This window comes from Exiguobacterium sibiricum 7-3, from assembly GCF_000620865.1.
Lineage (GTDB): Bacteria > Bacillota > Bacilli > Exiguobacteriales > Exiguobacteriaceae > Exiguobacterium_A > Exiguobacterium_A sibiricum_A.
In genome coordinates this window covers 1,726,387-1,744,067 of sequence record NZ_KK211190.1, presented here as the reverse complement: position 1 = coordinate 1,744,067, position 17,681 = coordinate 1,726,387, and the positions used below count along the sequence as shown (strand labels likewise).

Sequence of the window (17,681 nt, the reverse complement as noted above, 5' to 3'; positions counted from 1 at the left end):
GTCTTCTGCATCATTTGCACTTTAGAGAATAAAAAAGCTGTGTCTCAGTAAGGAGAACAAAATGGCAGAAATCATGATTATGGAAGAAAAGATTATCGAAAAGGATGCGATGAACTTAGGATACCCGTTTGAAATGGGTGGAGAGTTGAAGACAGCTTATTTCATTGATGTAAGCCGAATTGAAAAAGACGGAGCAGATGAAAACAAAGAGTTTTTAATCGAATTCTTAATCCATCAACAGGTGTTTCCACTCTATATCAGTTTCGTGGATGAGTATGGATTACATGAAGAACATGACGCGTTTTTCAAGCAAAATAAGCTTTCATATGTGGTATTGGATTTAGATACACAGTTTCGAAGTGGAGAGGTGAAAGTCCGTTATAAGGAATACCATCCGTGTTATACGATTACCGTTCAAAATGCGGAAGAACTGCGTCTTGTCCTGAACAAAACCTACTGGCTGGCATCGGAAAATCTGTTATATACCGTCTCGTACTCAGATAACCTGTCATTTAAGTTGGGGGAGACAAAATGGTGGCGATTGAAACTGATTCGCCCGATTGGTGTGCTGACCATGCATCCAAACATGACCTGTTTTAAGATTGCCCACGATGGCAACGGTTTTTACCTGCTATCAAACGATGAAAGCTATATACCAATCGAACACCTGGTGACCCGATTTCCGAAAGGGACCGTCATTTCGCAAATCAATGACGACTGGTTACTAGATGACGAAACCGATTAATCCTGGTACACGTAAAAGAAGGTTGAAACTGAACATGGAGGAATGAGAGTGGAGCACGTTTTGTATTATCTGTGTATAGCTACCTGTATCGGAACGGTCGTGGCTTTTCTGTTTAATCGGTTGCAACCGGGCAGTCGTGTCCGGACAATCAGTATCAGCGTGACCGTTTTGTTGTTGGTCCTGGTGAGTGTGACTGCGTTGCTTGGGTGGGATGCTGCAGAGGAAAAGCTGTACCGGTCCTTTGGCTTGTTAGTCATGAATATCTTTCCGCTCTGGTATGTACGAATTGAAGGGAGCGATAGGAAAACAATCGTCTGGTCGCTGACGATGGCCTTAGTCGTTTTGGTGTTCGGAATGATTTTAGGATGACATATGATAGAAGTCATACATAGACATTAAATAGGAGCTGTTCATATTGAAGAAAAAAATGTTGATCATCTCCATTCTGTTGATGGTAGGCGGCGTATTTGGAAACATACTTTTTACCCGACTCGGTTATTTTCCGAATGCAGATTTTCGGATTATGAGTATTCCGTTAGCAGCGGGAACGCATTACTTTAATCTAGGACTGGTGTTGCTTACCATGACGCTAATCGGGCTGGTGTTACTGCCATGGTTTCTGGAGAAAAAACAATTTTCGAAAACGGTGCTGGCACTTGTATTAATTATTTGGTTGCCTGAAGTCGTCTAAACAACATGGACAAGAGCGATGATATCGTGAGCAAACTCATTAAACGCCTCCATCCCGATTCAAAAATGCCCGGGGTATCAGCCGTTGACCTGAAAAAAGCGGAACATGCCTTAGGTGTTTTGTTTCCAGATGAGTACAAAGACCTTTTTTTACAGACGAACGGTGCACAGTTTGGCGAATGGACCCTGTGTCCTATACCAACCAAACGAACAGTTTCGATCGATCTCGTTCGTCACAATGAGAAGCGTCCGGCTGGTTTAGCCGATGACTTGATCTGTATCGGTGAAAATCTGACCGGGGACAAGCTGTGTTACCGGATTCGAAAACGTTTCCTGCAGGAACTCGTCTTTAGATGGAACGAAAAAACGGGAATTGCAAAATATCCGTCGTCTTCTTTGGAACAGTTCGTCGACTGGCATGTCCCGAAACGAAAAACGAATCAGACCTACCGAATTGGTCGTTTCATGGTAGAAGGCAACGAGCTAATTGTGACGGATCCTTATTACGGACTAGAAGAAGACACCGATTTACAGCTGATTTTGTCGAATGTGAAATCAGGAAGTTGGACCGCAGCTATCATTTACACGGAAGACGAGTGGGTTAAGCAGCTGCTTGTTTTTGAAGGGGATAAAAAGCGGAGCGGCAAATGGCGCCGGCAGGAAAAACTGGTCGTCGTGGACTCGGCACTGGTCGGTATCTTCGATCGAACAGCTTATCGTCAGAATCAAGCAATGGAATTTGAAACAATTGTTTCGTCCGACGACCAGGCCGGCATCGTCTCGTTTGGAGCTGTCTCGACGTCAGGTTTTGGAGATGGACTGTATGATGTTGACATACAGTATGATGTCTCGAGGCAAATCGTCGGCGTAAGAATTGACTTCGCAGATGACGAATGAAGGAGTTGGATAATGGAATTGGATAGTATGTTGGTCGGTGAAGGAACTGCTTTTATCTTTACGTCCGAGAACAAAGGGGAAATTCGTTTTCACTGTCATGAGGATGGTGAAGAATACGCAGATGTCGACATGGATCAGCTGTTGGAAGAGTCGTGGCAGGATGGCATGGCTCTTTACAGCAAGAACATTCGAGAATTTTTACTGGAGTTGAATCATTATCCACTGTACGTTCACAGTATGAGTGGTTCGGGCAAGATCAGCATTTCACACTACACTGACAGCAGCACAAGATTTGACCGGGGGAATATTTATCATCGATTGACCATCACTTCAGAAAAAGCATTTCTTCATTACTTCCCTAAAGCTTATCAAGATGCATACAATAACGAGAGTGTATTGTTTTCAAGCGAGAAGACGATTGAAATCGATGAGACAAAAAATGACTTTTATTTTAAAAAGTTCAGGTTGAACTTTTCGGATGACGAGCGGAATTGTTTCTTCCTATGGGTGAATCATGATGGCAATGGATTTGACTTTGTTGCGAATTTTTCAGATCATCCTTATCAACACGAGACGATTGAAATCGAGGATGTTGAATGAGCGGATATGGTAAAAGGAGTGCAAACGGGCGATGGAACAGACCCGGTTACACTCCTTTTGTTATTCTTTCACTTCTGCAACCGTCTTGAAAATCTGTGAATAAACATCTTTGATAATTTGATCGTTCTTTTGATCGTTGTTTAATTCATATTCCCAGTAGCGATAGCGATCTTTTTTCCCTTGCAGATAACCGGATGCATAGGAATGCTCCAGTTCGCTCGCATTGGCATACGTTAAATCTTCAAACACGAAGGGGAGAAACCCCTTTGTTGTCCCTAAGAAGAAGGTCGGAACATCAAGTTTCCGGTACACCTTCACGTACTTTTCTTCATCTGCTTGTTTTAGTTTATCTTTTGTGATGAACACCGCATCAAACTTTGAGGAAATCTGGTTCGTGTCCTCTAGTTCTTCAAATGAGAGTGTTGAAAACTTTACATTTTTCTCTTGCAGATCAGGCTGTTCTCCAATCACACCGATTTTTAAGTATGTTCCATCATAGGAAGTATCTTTAACTTGTGTTGATGCGTCTACACCACAACCTGCTAATGCGGTCGCGGCAATCAGTGAACCCATTAATAATTTTTTCATGGACACGTTCCTTTCACGTTCGTTTAATATCACAGTGATTATACCAATTATTTGGAATATGCACATAAATCGAAATGAAAAAACGAGAGTTAACAATTAAAATAAAAATTCCCAATAATGTTATCTGATTATATAATACGAAGTATAAATGGAATTTCTTTTGGGCCTTGTTTGGGCTGTGAAGAAAGAAAACGGGAGGACATATGAATTATATTGAGCATTTGGAAAAACACTGTGGTGAGATTAAAGGAAGTTTAGAACTAGAAGATATGATGGAAGAAAACATTCAATTCCTGAAGTTTGAGAACGCACCTATCGATAATACCTATACGGCGACAACACTCGGATTACTGTGGCGACCGCTTCAATTTGAAGAGGAGCGATTTTATCATCAGGAACTGATGATGTCGGTCAAGCAGCCGGAAGCGGAGGAAGATGTCATCGAATTGCTATGGCGTCTGACGACCCATGCTCTGGAAACTGGACAGACATTTGAATTGGGCGAATTTTACAGTATGCCTAAGACAGTGTTCGGACAATACGGATTTGCAGGAGTCTATGTAACGGCACCGTTTTATTTTGACGAGAGCTTTTTCATCCATCGTGGGGACACCGAGTTTGATGAGCCGGAACACGTTTTGCCGGTCTGGTTTGTTCCAATTTTCGAATCAGAAGCGGATTATCTTGAGCAACACGGTGTGGACGCTTTCGACGAAATTATTGATGCAACAGAGGGGGAACTGCTTGACTTAACACGTCAGCCATTGATTTGAGGGTCATATCCATAGAACGGAAAGCAATCATACGTTGCTGAAGAGAGGGAGAAAGCAACATGCTAGTCGATCATTACAAACAGATTGATTATCAATCAATTGATTTACCGAAAGATGAACGTTTTCAGCAGTATGAACATCTCAATATTTATTTTGAGTGGGGATTTGCAATCAACCAATCAATCGGAACAGTCGCCAGTGAGGATGCAGTGTGGTTACTTAGACAAACGAATGCGTTCCCGATTTGCATGGTCTTTGATGTATTTGATTTTTCGATGGAGGAAACGATTGAGGTTCTCGAATCCTTCAACATACCGTATCAGACGTCAAGCAATGACGTAACAAAGCTCATTGATGGAGAAGAAGCTTCGCGTGAGACTAACATACGGCTTATCGTTGATCAGGAAAAAACGTTGCGGGAAATGATTCCATTTCTATACGCGTGTGGATGTCACGGTCAGAAAAATTATCTCTATTCCGTGATGACGGACGGAACAGATGTGTTATCAGCCACAGAAGACTTTCCGGGAATCGATGTCTCATACGCCCTCGTTGCGGTCGGACCGGATGGAGAAGGTGTGGATGTCATCGGAACAAGGGAACGGATCATTCCGCTGTATCGGCAAGTACGAAAGAGATAGATGCAAAAAAGCGAAATGATTCACAAAAGCTTTGGAGAGAATAGAACTGAAGTGAATTGTTAGCTGATTAATCGGATACAGATAAAAATTTGAAAGTCCGCTTGAATATATGAAAATGGAAGAAACGAAATTATACATAAAGGAGTAGTGGAAATGGAACATCAGATTGGGTTACCAGGCATTACAGAAGAACGGTTGCAGGAAGTCGAGGCAGAACTCGGATTTTCGTTGCCGGCTGAGTTGCGGGCGTACTTTAAAAAGGAAAACAAGTTCGAAGCCGGTGAGTGGCAATTACATCCGATCAAGGACGAACAGTACATCAAGCGGACATGGGAAGACATCGTCCGTGTGAACTCAACGGATACAGAAGACTATCCGGACGGCTTTTTCCGGATTGCTGCCGACGGTTCCGGGGACGAGCTCGGTTATCTCTTGCCGGACGCAGAAACCATCGTCCAGTGGGATCACGAGGAACAGGAGTTGTTCCCGGTTGCCCCGACGCTTGCAGCCTTTATGGAACAAGAGCAACAACTATTAAACAGTGCCATGCAAGCAGATGAATTCTTTGAAACCGTGCTCGAGACAGAAGCTGTCTACGGGTTATCGAAATTGAAGCAGTCGGGCTGGGCTTATTGTCCGTCAAATCAAGAGGAAACGGATGTGTTGCTGTTTTTCTCGACGGAAGAAGGCGCACGTGCCTGTCAGACAGACGGATGGGAGAATTATCATTTGATTCGTCTCGATCTTGATGTCTTTACAGACGGCTGGTTGCCGAACATGATTCAAGACGGTTTGTACTGCGGACTAAACTGGGATGCCAGTTTACAGGGGCTCGAGCTAGATTCGGAAAATGTGCTCGCTGAACTTGAATTATAATCCGAAGTAGATTTTTTAAAAGTTATTAGGTATTATACGAGAAATTGAAAATTTATGTGGTATCACTTAGTAAAAAACTATTTTCCTGTTTCAATTAACAAGTGAAGGTTGATTAAATATTAATATTGAAAACTGACTGAAATCACCATCTTCTAGATTTATATAGAATGAAAATTAGTATACATTGCATTGTCATTAAGGAGTGAGAAGAAAATGCCTTATGAAATAGGAGGAAGATCAGATAAAGAGGGTAATCGTTATGAAATAAAATACTCTATTTATAAAATAATAGAAGTAATAGAAGAAAAAATAGACTATTTAGTAATAGAAGCAATAGGAGAAGATGAACAAGGAATAGATGTTTGGATTGGAAATAAAGATGGCAGCAAAGAAGGACAACAGTGCAAAGGTAGAAACGGTGGCGAAGATAGTTGGAACTTTGGAACAGCAAATGCTAAAAGTATCTTTGAAAACTGGAAAAAACATTTAGATAGAGATTCAAAAAACCATGTATCATTAGTAACTCCATTGGCATTTCAGGATTTAGAAGACATTATTAAAAGAGTAAAAAATTCTAATGAAAATCCAAGAGATTTTTATGAGTATCAAGTAAAGAAGTCAAACAAAAAATTTCAGAATTTTTACAGTAATTTTTGCGCGAAAATGGGACTAAATATTAAAGAAGACAAAGATATTCAAAAATCAATTTATTATTTGAAAAGAGTATCATTTCACCAGGTCCCAGATTCATATTTAAAAGAGATGATTTTTCAAAAAATTTCATATTTATTTTATGGAAATGAAAAAGAAATATATGATAATTTAATTTCTTTAGTTGTTGATGGAGATATTTTAGGTAAACAAATAAATTTAGGATTAATTCGTAATCACATAAAAAAAAATAACTTACGGTTAAAAAATCTATCTTTTGATACAAGAATTTTACCCAAAATTGAGCGTCTCAACTGGGAATTTAAAAATGATTTCCAATTACTTAACAAAGTATTTTTAGAGCGGAAACAATACGAAGAAGCTTATAACTTCATTGAAAAAAATGAATCGTTTATTATACACGGAAAAGCTGGCATCGGGAAAAGTGGCACTACTGAAGCTATAATAAAATATTGCGATTTAAAAGCAATTCCTTATTTAGCTATAAAACTAGATAAACGTATACCAAACTACAATGCAAAAAAATGGGGAGAAGAACTCGGTCTGCCTGACTCTATAGTTAATTGTTTACACAGTATATCTAAAAATGAGAAAGCAGTACTAATATTAGATCAATTAGATGCATTAAGGTGGACATTGGCACATTCGAGGAATGCACTGTTAGTTTGTTCAGAAATAATTCAACAAATCAATTATTTGAACAGTGAAAGAGAGAACAAAATATCTATAGTGATGGTTTGTAGAACAATAGATTTAGAAAGCGACAATAATATTCGTAATTTATTTAAAGAAGAGACCGATTCACAAAGTTTTACTAAATGGAAAAAAATTAAAATTAATGAATTAGAAGATAGTGAAGTAGAAAGAATCATTGGTGATAGATACAAAATTCTGACTCCAAAATTAAAAAAAATGTTGAAAATTTCGAGTAATTTGCTTATTTGGTGTCAATTAGATATAAGTAAAACTCATAATGAATGTCTTTCCACAAACCATTTGATAGAAAAATGGTGGGATCAACTTTTGGCTAATTATTCTATACAAGGACATGCTCAAAAAGAACTTGATAATTTTAAAGTGGAGCTAATAAATAAGTTTATAGATTTAGAAAGAATATACGTTCCCAAAAGATCTTTTAGAGGCAATAAAGAAGAGATTGATTTTCTACATTCGAATGGTTTTATTAATATTTCTGAAGAAAAAATATCATTTTCTCATCAATCTATATTAGATTATTTATTATCTGAGAAAATGCTAGATAAATATTTTGATGGCATACCAATAAACGAAATCTTAGGCAGTAAAGAAATGCAAACTCCGGGAAAACGATATCAACTTCAAATGGCGATGCAGTATCTTTTAGAGTTGGAAAGCAAAGATTTCATTAAAGCAGGTATACAACTTCTTAATGGCTCGGATATTAGATATTTTAATAAATATGTATTTTTAGAAATTTTAAGAGATATTGATGTTTTAGATCCCAATATAAATAAATTTATTTTGTCGTATTGCGAAGACGTTAAATGGAAAGATCATCTTTTACAAAATGTTATTTATTCAAAGCAAGTGTATTATAAACTACTTTTAAATAATGGAATTATTGAAAAATGGTTAGGTTCTGAAAAAGAGGAAAAGAATGCTATAAATTTAATAAGCAGTATAAAACCAAAATATGACTTAGAAGATATTAATTTAATCAAACAATATTTTTTAGAAGACAAAAAACATTCTAATGATTTCAAAAAAATCTTTTCTCGTGATTTTCATCAAGATTCAAATGAACTGTTTGATCTAAGAATATTATTTTATAAAGAAAATCCACACTTAAGTCATCATTATTTAGATGTTAACGAAAGCTTAAAGAATAATGAATACAGAACAATTAAGTATATTGAATTTTTGATAGAAAAAAAGTTAAATGACAAAGATGATCAAAATGAATTTTTAGAAAAAAAAATCTTTTTGGAAGATAAAAATTTTATTATTAATGATGGTGAGTATGTATATAAATCATTATCCAAATTTATACCATCCGATACTAATGAGGTAAACGATTTTAGTGAATGGTCAGCAGTACACTATAAAAACAGCTTGGAAAGAACGATTGTTATAATTTTAAAAAAATCAATTAACTCGATAATTTTTAAAGATCCAGAGAGTTTTAAAAATATATTATTAGATTTATCTAAAAATTCGAATGATGTAATCAATGAATTAATTATAGAAGGATTAGATAGTTTAAATAATGAATACAGTGATTATGTTATAGAGTTTATATGTGAAAATTTTGAGAACAGAATATTTATTAAATCTGATGGCAGTAAAAATGTATTATCTTTAGTAAAAAAATGTTTGATAAATCATTCACATACTTGCAGTAATCAAATATTCACTAAGTTAGAAAATAAAATTTTGAAATATATGCCTAATGGAGCTAAAGAATACATCAAATACAGATACAAATTTAATAAAAATAAAAATAAAAATACCGATGAAAAAGTTTACTGGAGTTTTTGGGGTGACTTACAAATAGAACTCCTTTCTATTTTACCGATTGAAAGACTAACAAATGAATCTATTGAATTATTGAATGTTTTACAAAGGAAATTTAAAGGTAAAAGCAATCGCTACAATTATGCATTGAGTACTAGTGGTTTTGTTAAGTCACCAATAGATGGAAAAGAATTGTCACTTATTAGTTGGAGTAATATTATAAGCAAGAAAAAAGAAGATTTTGATACAAAAAATAAGTGGATATCTGTTAGTGGAGGTATTATTGAAGGGTCAATTCAGCAGTTTGCAAGTAGTTTTTCTCAAGAAGTAAGCAAAAATCCTCTAGAAATGATAAAAATTGTACTCAACAATAAGAATAAAATCGAAAAAGAGTTTATTGATGCTATGTATAGCAGTTTAGCATTCATCGATCTTACAGATTTACCTAATGAGTTATTAATAAAATTGATAGAAAGATTCTCGGATAATATAAATTCATTTAGGGCACAAAACATTTGCCGTATTATTCAAAACAATAAAGATATAAAGTGGTCTGATAGCATTCTGAATACGTTGATAAGTATAGCTACTAGTTCCAATGTTTTTTTAATAGATGACCATATGACCAGTAATAAAGAAGATGAAAATCTACTGAGTTTTGATACATTGTATACAAATTCTTTGAATTGTGCTGAATGTTGTGCTGCTAGAGCTATTGAAAGTTTAATATGGTATAAGCCTGATTATTATCCATTATTTAAATCCTCGATTAATAGCCTTGTAAATCATCCTAGTACTGCAGTTAAGTTAGCCAGTGTATCTACTTTAAGATCAGTAATAAATATTGATAACGAGTTTGCGACAGAAAAAATTATAAAATTATACGAAGATGACTTCAGAGTAGCTGGAAATATTAATACTCGTGATGTATTATTCCACGCATATACTTCGAATCCAAAATTAGTGTTAGAGACAATATTAAAATGTTTTCATTCTTCGGATAATGATTTAATAAAGATTGGTTCATATTCAGTCGCAGAAATGTATTTAAATAATAACGAGTTCAATCATGAAGTGAAAAACTTACAAAATTTTACTGAAAAGCAGATTCAGTCATTTTTAGAAATGATCATAATTTATTTTGAATATGATGAATATAATCAAAAGTGTAAAGAAATTTTGTCAGTTTCGTTGGATGTTGATTATGAGTTAGAAAACGTCTTTTCTAAATTGTTTTATAAAAAATCTTTAAAGTTAAGTCGTGATTTTGATTTCTTAAATTTAATTATGAAATCAAATTTAAGTCAACAAATTATGTATTCATTTGTTAAATATTTAGAAGAAGAAAATAAGTCTTTAACTGCATATAGTGAAGTAATCTTGAATTTATGTAATAGAGTAATCGAGGATTTCAAACACAATAGTAAAAATAAGTGGGGGGTTGAAGAAGAACTTTCTAAACTGATTATTGGTTTATTTGACGAGAGTAATCAAAATTCAAAATTAAGTAATACTGCTTCTAAAAGTTTAGAATTATGGGATAAAATGTTTGAATTTAGAATTGGATCAATAAGGGAATTAAGTGGGAAAATAATGAACAGGTAAGAAAGTTTTAATAAACTAATTAACTAAGAAAGATTACTATTAAAAAGTAGATGAATGATAAATCATTTTAAATTTCAAAAAACAAAATGTTTTATTTTACCTTTGAAAAGTTGCTTGTAAAAAGTAATAAATGTTTTTTTACAATTGGTTTGATAAGAAAGATTTTTTTAAATACAATACTACTCAATTAATATTAAATATATAAATATTATAGTAACTTTTGATTCTGTTGTAATAGTCTAACCACTTTTTCGGCCGGACGGGCGGAAAAGTGGTTTTTTTATGAAGTAGACTGTTCAAACGAGACGTAGTTGAAATGAGAGCGTAACGGAACCGATTCAATCATTGGATTGGTCGTGATGTTTCTCCTTTGTTCCTTATCCGTCAAACAGTACGGTTATCTGTGCTTTGCCGGCGGCTTTCTTCTACTGTACTGGATCGGTGCGTCATGGTAAAAAGCAAGAAAAGAGGAAATGAACGTGTGGAAAAAATTTAGAATCATCGCCAGTCTACTTGGCATACTGCTGGCGGGATATTTGGCCTGGCAAATCTACATCTCGTTCTTCGCCGTAGATATCAAATACGTACCGCGAGGCGATCTATACAAGACGGTCACTTCTCCGGACGAGCGGTATACGTTACGGTTTTACCTTTCGAGCGGCGGGGCGACGACGGGATTTGCGATGCTCGGCATCATGGAAGATCAAAAAACAAAAGAACAGCGGCGTGTCTACTGGGAATATCCGTGTAGAGAGGTAAGTGTGAAATGGCGACGGGACGTTGTCATTATTAATGACACCCGCTTAAACATCTGGACCGAGGTGTATGATTTCAGATTGGATCAACCGATTTATCCAGCAAAATAGAGTTCGTGAAGGGAAGATGAAATATCCTGATGATCATACTTAGAAAGCAAATCGGCAGCTTGATATATTTCTGGACCATTTATCGCGACGGCCGGACGGTTCAGGTATTTTTTGGAGTCAATGAACCATGGATGCTCGATGAAGATATCGATGAAAAAACGGAAGAACGGTTTACGTTTCGTTTTCAAGCCCGACGTCGAGTGAAGGAACTGATTGCCGAGAAGCAGGCAGACGGGTATCAACAGGAAATCACACCGGAGCCGGTGCCAAGTCAAGAAGAACAGTTGACGTTTCACAAGAGGGCGACATGGTTTGCGTATGTACTTTTCGGAGTGGGATTGATTCCGCTCGTAACACCCTGGACTTTATCTCCGTACGTGATGGTCATCCTTGCAGTTCCCTTCCTCATCATGTCGACGAGCGGAAAAATGCTGCCGCTTTGGGTCAAAGCGATGTGCTTTATCAGTTATTTCCTGATTAATATTAGCCACAGACAGGCACCAGACATAAAATATCTAGACGCCGGTCTGTTACTCGTAACGGGCGTGTTCCTGTGGAGCTACATGACTGTCAAAAGGAAAAGGGTTGAATCGTAAAAGTAATCATTCAAACGAAAAATAATTAATAGAAAAATTATTTTTTCTTAGAAGAAAAGGAGAGATGTGAAAATGAAAAAACTAGGTACTTTTCATAATCAGAAAGGCAATATGATCGTCTCAGATCCAGCTTTTCTCGCGCCGGATTCGGAATTTAATATCACGATTCCGGTTGTTCCCGATTCGACATGGACGGTCTGGTATAACGAAGATGATCAGCCGGAAATTAATTTAGTGTACTTGACGATTGATGATCACGCAGATATTGCAGCGGATGACTTTGACATTCTTGAAGGTTATGCAGTGGTGGATTCCTCACAGCTCGTCGTCATGAATACAGCGGATTACGGCAAACGCGAGGCCATTGATTGGGAAATTCGGAATACGCTTGAGTTCGACGATGAGATTGATCCATTTTATATCGCCATCTCAGATGAGATGATGGAAGAGGAAATCTTTCTATTTCCGTTTGGTGTTGCCGTCCAGTTGATGGGGGACGGGCACTACAGGGTTCGCGTACGACGCGATGTGGATCAGGTCACCGGTATTTTGCTGGTCATCGGGGAACATGAAGATTTTGAAGAGGACTTCGAATAATTCAATACCAGCGATTGAAAGCGTCTCACCTAAACTTGTTGAAGTAACCATTCAAGTGGAGGGTGAGATGTTTTAGTATCTATATCCGAAAACTTGATCACAAGATGTTAAAGAGGATTTAAAAGACAAGCTAATGCAGAGAGGACTATGTCGATGAAAACAACGTATTCCTATGAAGAACTTTTGAAATTTGACGACCCGTTTGAATATGAATTTGGTCTCCCATTGAAGATCAATGACCTGCCCTCATCCGTGATGGAAGAGGATATTTCGGACAGTAAAACGAAACTGCTTGAGAAACTCTCAGAAGATTACTCCTTAATCATTCAAAAACCGCGGATTCCAAACGAAAAAGTGTTCTCAACGTTATCATTATTGGATGAAAATGAGTTCATGAAGTTGTATGTGGTGAACGAAACGACCTTTAATGAAGCATTGTGGGATCTTTTGTATGAGAGTGAATACAATCTTCACTGGGCATTCTTTTTACTAAAAGAGATGAAAGGTGTCGTTTTCGAATTGTCCTATACGGGTGGAGAAACTCGGGCTCTGACTCTTTCATATCTGAACGCAAATACCCTGATTCATCTAAGGCTTGAAGTAGACCAAAGCGTGACCTGTAGGTGGGATTGAATAGATAGAAAAATCACAACGATCATCCAACGGAAGAACTTAACGGTATGACCTGAGTAGTCGAACGATGCGATTGGTAAATTGGACTTTTGGATAGCAACATATTAAGAAAAAATCGTTACGAATGAGGTAAGCCAAGGGTTAGGAGGGGCAAAAGTGAAATTTCAGAGTGGTGAATGGATTGATGTCTACCGGGAACTGTTACCGCATGACGATTGGCAAGAGCTCGTCCGAATTCAGGTGACTCAGCATAGCTATCCTTTTGAAGTCAAGTTGTTGGAACGTCCGGTGAAACAGAACCGCAATACTTATGATTTATCGGACTGGACGGTCTTATCACATGTCATTATGACAGAAACGTCGCAACTAAAGACATTTCTAGATCAACTCGAAATCGAGCAGATGAAGATAGACGAGTCGAAGACGATTCTCAGCATTCAAAAACAAGGGCAGGAAATCGTTCGTGTCACTAACGATAGTGTCTCGATGTATGGTGTCGTCTATGAGGAACTAGGCGAGTCGGGTACAGAGTACGAAAACTTTTTTGATGCTGTCTTACCATATGCGACGTTCCCGGTTGAGGTCGTCTTTTGCGGCCGAGGTGTTTTAAATGATGAGGACTCGATCCATGCGATGACATTAACCGATACGAATTGGCAAGCCGTCTTCGAAGATCGTTTGTTGCATTTGCTGAACCGAAAAGAAATCACTTCTGGATTCCTGCCAACGAATTACTCAAAGCCCTCTCGACGAACGCTCGAGAACTTTATGACAGAGTTCATGTTGTGCATGCCGTATAACTTTATTGTGACACGCGATGCAAATGGACGGTTTGGTATGCTCGATCATTTCTGTACCAATGGAAAGATTGCGCACTTTGGAAAGATAGAGGATGAAGAGGCAAATCCAGGTCAACACAGATAAAAAAGAAGAAGGAGGAAAAAGAGATGAGCTTAGCTTCGTATATTTGTATGGATAGGCAGATACCTGATAAGTATCTAGATTTGGATGACGAAGATGAAACACTTCCATTTTATATAGGGCGGTGTTTTGCAGATGAAAATTGTCTCTACCATGTTAAAACTTCACAGTTTCATAAATGGTATGTATATGAGATTTCAAGTCACTGGGGCATCGAAATCGTAGAACCTTTCGATTCCATTGTTTCAGTGAAGTCAAAAGAAAAATTGCATTATTTGTTTACACTCATGAACGAGTTCTTAGACGAGGGGGAATCCTTTGAACTATATACATGTTGGCTTGGAGAAGAGTCCTATCCTAAAGAAAAAAGTATGACGCTCTCTTTAGAACTTGAACAATTGGAGGATATTGAGATTCCTGAAAGAACTCATATCTTAATCACAAAAACCCGAGGGAACTAAAACTGCTGATTAACATAATGATTCAAGTGACTCGCTTTCCCGTAAAGACGATGTCTGTAATGGGATAGATTGTCTCATCGCAGCTACCTCTTAAACGAAATAGATAGGTCTCACTGTCGAACATAAGTGAAGTTCATAGATGTGTAATCCATTACCGTTTAGCAAACACTCCTGACAGTCCAGCGAAAGTGAGAAAAGCAACATGCACATCTATATCGAAGAAAAACCGGATCACGCGAAAACGATCAAAGAGTACCATGTAGTGATGAAAGGACAGGACCGATTGAAAACCATTTTTTCATTCGAGTATTATAACGAAGACTCGAATGAAGGTGAAATCATCTCAGATGAGAAAGTTTTAACGCAAATATTCACGCGTTTGAATCGTTTTCCCGTCTATCTATCCTTTGGGTTGCATGAACTGACTGATTCAAAAATAGAAGATGTGATATCTACGGTTAAGCAAAGAAAGTTACTTTATATGCAGACTTCGATTAATAAACGTGAGACTTATATGATCATTGAAGTAAATCAACCAGAAGACTTGCTTCAAGTGCTAGAGAAGTCACTTTCATTGGCTAGTTACAATGGCTACTATTTGATTTCTTTGACGAATCTATTGAAATTTGAAACGCGGAGTACAAGACGGTGGTTCGTCAAAAAAGAAAGACTCGTACCAGTGGTCGATATGACGGAACCGACGACGTTTTTGAAAATCGGATTTGATTTCGAGAATGTCCTGATCTTCTCAAACGAAGCATGTTTCGATGCATTAGAAAAAATAGAAGCATTCTTTCCTGAAGATGAAATCGAACAGTAGGCAGATGGATTGATTGAGAAAGAGGAGGAAAAATCATACTGAATGTCTATTTTGAGAAACATATGGATCACGCAAAAGTCATCAAAGACAGATACTTGTACATCGATCAACCAGAGCGTATCGACTTCATCTATTCGATGGACGGTACTCCGGATGACGAAAAAGGCAGCTATCAAATTGCCTCAAATCGAGTCTTGAAGCAATTTTTGACGCGGCTGAATCGCTTTCCAATCTTTATTACGTTCGGTGGAGTTTTTACGGAGGATGAGGTCGAACCGTTTTTTCAAGAGAACAACTTATCGTATACAAAGTTTCGACCAAACAAGCGCCCTTATTATAGCGTTCAAGTGAATCATGCTAGAGAGCTTGAGCTTTTGCTAGATGAGACCTATTGGTATGCGGCTCAAAACGATTTTTACTTCCTATCTTTTACGAATCTCCTGACGTTTGAGCTGAGAATGGTCAAAGGATGGTTTTTCAAAAAAGAACGTATCGTTCCTGTCATTCATACGACGGAAGAGATGTCCTTCATCACGATCGAAGGTGATTTCATGGGCTATTATCTGTTTTCGAATGAAGCGTGTTTTGATACCGAGGACAAGGTGAAATCAGTGTTTCCTGACGATGGTATCATTAAATTCTATTACTGAGAAAGTAGTAGCTGTATTCATAACTGAACCACGATGCATAGGGAAGTTTCGTTTAGGGAATGTGGAATAAGTAGAATAGGTGGAGGGAGACTTATGCTATACATCTATCTCGAAAAACATATCGACCATAAAAAAGTGATCAAGGAACGCTATCTAGACATCGATAAATCAGATCGTATCAAGTCGATCTATTCGATGGGATGCATCCCGAATGATGAGAAAAGAGACTATCAAGGTGACTCGAACGCTGTATTGAAGCACTTTTTGATTCGCTTGAATCGTTATCCAGTCTTCTTGACGTTTGGTGGCGGGTTTACAGATGAGGATGTAGAGTTGTTTTTTCAGCAGGAGAAGTTGTCTTACACGAAGTTTCAACCGGATAAGCGCAGACCTTATTATAGCGTTCAAGTGAACGATGCCAGCGAACTTGAGATTTTACTAGACGAGACCTATTGGTATGCGGCTCAAAACGATTTTTACTTCCTATCTTTTACGGATCTCCTGACGTTTGAGCCGAGAATGGTCAGACGATGGTTTTTCAAAAAAGAACGTATCGTTCCTGTCATTCATACAACGGAAGAGATGTCATTCATCACGATTGAGCATGATTTCATGGGCTATTATCTGTTTTCGAATGAAGCCTGTTTTGATACTGAGGACAAGATGAAAGAGTTTCTGCCTGAAGGTGACGGCATCGACTACTATGAGTAAAGGAAATCAAAATCGGCAAATCTTAAAGAAAGGGAAGGCAAAAATATGTTTAGTATCAGTACAAGCTTAAAAGAAGTTCCGGAAGAAGAAAAAGATATTCTCCGTTACCCGAGTCGTGTCCATATTTTTTTGATTCAAGACTTCTCCAGCGTTTCTGATCGTTGTGATTTGCTGATTCATTTGGATTCCTATGCCGATAGAATGTTTTTAGCAAGAGAAGTAAACGAGCTGATTGGAATCTGTGAACTGCTCATTCAACGGTATTGTACACCGAAGGAACCGTGGTTAGTGAATCAGGCACATTATTATCCAAACGAACCTTGGATGATCCATCAATCAAATGAGTTAGTAATGGAACTACATCAATTTTTAGAACTGCTTAAGCGAATGTGTATCGCGTCTGTATACGAGAACGCGTTGATTTGTTTTTGGGGTGATTGATTAACTAGAATGTAATTCGAAAATTAATCGTTTAAAAATCAGTATCAGGATAACCCTTGGAAGAAAATCAGTCGATCTTGATAAACAGCCTGTATACACATGCTTTTTAATTTTTGCAAAAAATAATGTAAATCTTGAATGAGAGGGTCTGCTGACTTCAACTTCCATGGTTCACGAGGGAAACAATGTCGATGAGAAAGAACCTCACAAATACCAAGAAGTTCAAGGACTTCAGTGGGCTTGAATAGTTTGTCTTCGTATTCATCCAGTTGGATGAGTAAAGCACAGCGGTGCTTAATGACCTCAGCATCCCGATATAAAAAATTCTGTAGGTGATCGGGATAGATTAACGTCTCCTTTTGATCTGAATTGTCGATTAGATCGTTTCTAATTAAAAACATGTGC

General features: G+C 37.4%; 21 protein-coding genes. 19 read left to right on the top strand and 2 right to left on the bottom strand.

What is annotated here, in order from left to right; all coding sequences use genetic code 11:
* Positions 1-61 precede the first annotated feature (61 nt).
* From P402_RS0110085 to P402_RS0110065, 5 genes are read left to right on the top strand one after another with little or no spacing between them, the layout of a single operon-like run.
* On the top strand, positions 62-745 hold the full coding sequence (locus P402_RS0110085) for a hypothetical protein (RefSeq protein WP_026828568.1): 684 nt from the start codon (positions 62-64) through the stop codon (positions 743-745).
* A 48-nt stretch (positions 746-793) separates the two neighbouring features.
* Complete coding sequence (locus tag P402_RS0110080) at positions 794-1,114, top strand: hypothetical protein (RefSeq protein WP_026828567.1); 321 nt, start codon at positions 794-796, stop codon at positions 1,112-1,114.
* 46 nt (positions 1,115-1,160) lie between these two features.
* Positions 1,161-1,436 (top strand): hypothetical protein, encoded by a 276-nt coding sequence (locus tag P402_RS0110075; protein WP_026828566.1) that lies wholly within the window; start codon positions 1,161-1,163, stop codon positions 1,434-1,436.
* 26 nt (positions 1,437-1,462) lie between these two features.
* Entirely contained in the window at positions 1,463-2,332 is an 870-nt protein-coding gene (locus P402_RS0110070; RefSeq protein WP_026828565.1) for an SMI1/KNR4 family protein, read from the top strand.
* Between the two features lie 12 nt (positions 2,333-2,344).
* A complete protein-coding gene (locus P402_RS0110065) occupies positions 2,345-2,932 on the top strand; it encodes a hypothetical protein (RefSeq protein ID WP_026828564.1) in 588 nt (195 codons plus the stop codon).
* Positions 2,933-2,992: 60 nt separating this feature from the next.
* Here P402_RS0110065 and P402_RS0110060 read toward each other — a convergent pair whose 3' ends face one another.
* Positions 2,993-3,520, bottom strand: a complete 528-nt coding sequence (locus tag P402_RS0110060) for a hypothetical protein (protein ID WP_026828563.1) — start codon at positions 3,518-3,520, stop codon at positions 2,993-2,995.
* 203 nt (positions 3,521-3,723) lie between these two features.
* Here P402_RS0110060 and P402_RS0110055 point away from each other — a divergent pair, with 203 nt between their 5' ends.
* The 14 genes from P402_RS0110055 (at position 3,724) to P402_RS16450 (ending at position 17,276) form a co-directional block, all read left to right on the top strand.
* Entirely contained in the window at positions 3,724-4,293 is a 570-nt protein-coding gene (locus P402_RS0110055; protein WP_026828562.1) for a suppressor of fused domain protein, read from the top strand.
* A 59-nt stretch (positions 4,294-4,352) separates the two neighbouring features.
* On the top strand, positions 4,353-4,934 hold the full coding sequence (locus P402_RS0110050) for a hypothetical protein (protein WP_026828561.1): 582 nt from the start codon (positions 4,353-4,355) through the stop codon (positions 4,932-4,934).
* Positions 4,935-5,087: 153 nt separating this feature from the next.
* Positions 5,088-5,810: a DUF2750 domain-containing protein gene (locus P402_RS16740; RefSeq protein ID WP_051525148.1), complete on the top strand. Its 723-nt coding sequence runs from the start codon at positions 5,088-5,090 to the stop codon at positions 5,808-5,810.
* 213 nt (positions 5,811-6,023) lie between these two features.
* A complete protein-coding gene (locus P402_RS0110040) occupies positions 6,024-10,580 on the top strand; it encodes a hypothetical protein (protein ID WP_026828560.1) in 4,557 nt (1,518 codons plus the stop codon).
* 473 nt (positions 10,581-11,053) lie between these two features.
* Entirely contained in the window at positions 11,054-11,446 is a 393-nt protein-coding gene (locus P402_RS0110035; protein ID WP_026828559.1) for a DUF5412 family protein, read from the top strand.
* A 29-nt stretch (positions 11,447-11,475) separates the two neighbouring features.
* The gene (locus P402_RS0110030; RefSeq protein WP_026828558.1) at positions 11,476-12,042 is read left to right on the top strand and encodes a hypothetical protein; all 567 of its coding nucleotides are present in this window, start codon (positions 11,476-11,478) and stop codon (positions 12,040-12,042) included.
* 72 nt (positions 12,043-12,114) lie between these two features.
* Complete coding sequence (locus tag P402_RS0110025) at positions 12,115-12,639, top strand: hypothetical protein (RefSeq protein WP_026828557.1); 525 nt, start codon at positions 12,115-12,117, stop codon at positions 12,637-12,639.
* A gap of 153 nt (positions 12,640-12,792) precedes the next feature.
* Positions 12,793-13,272: a hypothetical protein gene (locus P402_RS0110020; protein WP_026828556.1), complete on the top strand. Its 480-nt coding sequence runs from the start codon at positions 12,793-12,795 to the stop codon at positions 13,270-13,272.
* 156 nt (positions 13,273-13,428) lie between these two features.
* Entirely contained in the window at positions 13,429-14,196 is a 768-nt protein-coding gene (locus tag P402_RS0110015; RefSeq protein ID WP_026828555.1) for a hypothetical protein, read from the top strand.
* Positions 14,197-14,219: 23 nt separating this feature from the next.
* Positions 14,220-14,654 carry a hypothetical protein gene (locus P402_RS0110010; RefSeq protein ID WP_026828554.1) on the top strand — a complete coding sequence of 145 codons (435 nt, stop codon included), beginning with the start codon at positions 14,220-14,222 and terminating at the stop codon, positions 14,652-14,654.
* A 202-nt stretch (positions 14,655-14,856) separates the two neighbouring features.
* Positions 14,857-15,474, top strand: a complete 618-nt coding sequence (locus P402_RS0110005) for a hypothetical protein (RefSeq protein ID WP_026828553.1) — start codon at positions 14,857-14,859, stop codon at positions 15,472-15,474.
* A 62-nt stretch (positions 15,475-15,536) separates the two neighbouring features.
* Positions 15,537-16,124: a hypothetical protein gene (locus tag P402_RS0110000; RefSeq protein WP_026828552.1), complete on the top strand. Its 588-nt coding sequence runs from the start codon at positions 15,537-15,539 to the stop codon at positions 16,122-16,124.
* A gap of 93 nt (positions 16,125-16,217) precedes the next feature.
* Complete coding sequence (locus P402_RS0109995; RefSeq protein ID WP_026828551.1) at positions 16,218-16,835, top strand: hypothetical protein; 618 nt, start codon at positions 16,218-16,220, stop codon at positions 16,833-16,835.
* 45 nt (positions 16,836-16,880) lie between these two features.
* Positions 16,881-17,276 (top strand): hypothetical protein, encoded by a 396-nt coding sequence (locus tag P402_RS16450; protein ID WP_034769910.1) that lies wholly within the window; start codon positions 16,881-16,883, stop codon positions 17,274-17,276.
* Between the two features lie 44 nt (positions 17,277-17,320).
* Here the strand turns inward: P402_RS16450 and P402_RS0109985 are convergent, their stop codons facing one another.
* Entirely contained in the window at positions 17,321-17,677 is a 357-nt protein-coding gene (locus P402_RS0109985) for a hypothetical protein (protein WP_026828550.1), read from the bottom strand.
* Between the last annotated feature and the right edge of the window lie 4 nt (positions 17,678-17,681).

Bases quoted from the DNA above. Each gene is read 5' to 3' on its own strand.
- P402_RS0110085 (WP_026828568.1), top strand. From the start codon at position 62: ATGGCAGAAATCATGATTATGGAAGAAAAGATTATCGAAAAGGATGCG.
- P402_RS0110065 (WP_026828564.1), top strand. From the start codon at position 2,345: ATGGAATTGGATAGTATGTTGGTCGGTGAAGGAACTGCTTTTATCTTT.
- P402_RS0110060 (WP_026828563.1), bottom strand. From the start codon at position 3,520: ATGAAAAAATTATTAATGGGTTCACTGATTGCCGCGACCGCATTAGCA.
- P402_RS0110055 (WP_026828562.1), top strand. From the start codon at position 3,724: ATGAATTATATTGAGCATTTGGAAAAACACTGTGGTGAGATTAAAGGA.
- P402_RS0110050 (WP_026828561.1), top strand. From the start codon at position 4,353: ATGCTAGTCGATCATTACAAACAGATTGATTATCAATCAATTGATTTA.
- P402_RS16740 (WP_051525148.1), top strand. From the start codon at position 5,088: ATGGAACATCAGATTGGGTTACCAGGCATTACAGAAGAACGGTTGCAG.
- P402_RS0110040 (WP_026828560.1), top strand. From the start codon at position 6,024: ATGCCTTATGAAATAGGAGGAAGATCAGATAAAGAGGGTAATCGTTAT.
- P402_RS0110035 (WP_026828559.1), top strand. From the start codon at position 11,054: ATGAACGTGTGGAAAAAATTTAGAATCATCGCCAGTCTACTTGGCATA.
- P402_RS0110030 (WP_026828558.1), top strand. From the start codon at position 11,476: ATGATCATACTTAGAAAGCAAATCGGCAGCTTGATATATTTCTGGACC.
- P402_RS0110025 (WP_026828557.1), top strand. From the start codon at position 12,115: ATGAAAAAACTAGGTACTTTTCATAATCAGAAAGGCAATATGATCGTC.
- P402_RS0110020 (WP_026828556.1), top strand. From the start codon at position 12,793: ATGAAAACAACGTATTCCTATGAAGAACTTTTGAAATTTGACGACCCG.
- P402_RS0110010 (WP_026828554.1), top strand. From the start codon at position 14,220: ATGAGCTTAGCTTCGTATATTTGTATGGATAGGCAGATACCTGATAAG.
- P402_RS0110005 (WP_026828553.1), top strand. From the start codon at position 14,857: ATGCACATCTATATCGAAGAAAAACCGGATCACGCGAAAACGATCAAA.
- P402_RS0110000 (WP_026828552.1), top strand. From the start codon at position 15,537: ATGGATCACGCAAAAGTCATCAAAGACAGATACTTGTACATCGATCAA.
- P402_RS0109995 (WP_026828551.1), top strand. From the start codon at position 16,218: ATGCTATACATCTATCTCGAAAAACATATCGACCATAAAAAAGTGATC.
- P402_RS16450 (WP_034769910.1), top strand. From the start codon at position 16,881: ATGTTTAGTATCAGTACAAGCTTAAAAGAAGTTCCGGAAGAAGAAAAA.
- P402_RS0109985 (WP_026828550.1), bottom strand. From the start codon at position 17,677: ATGTTTTTAATTAGAAACGATCTAATCGACAATTCAGATCAAAAGGAG.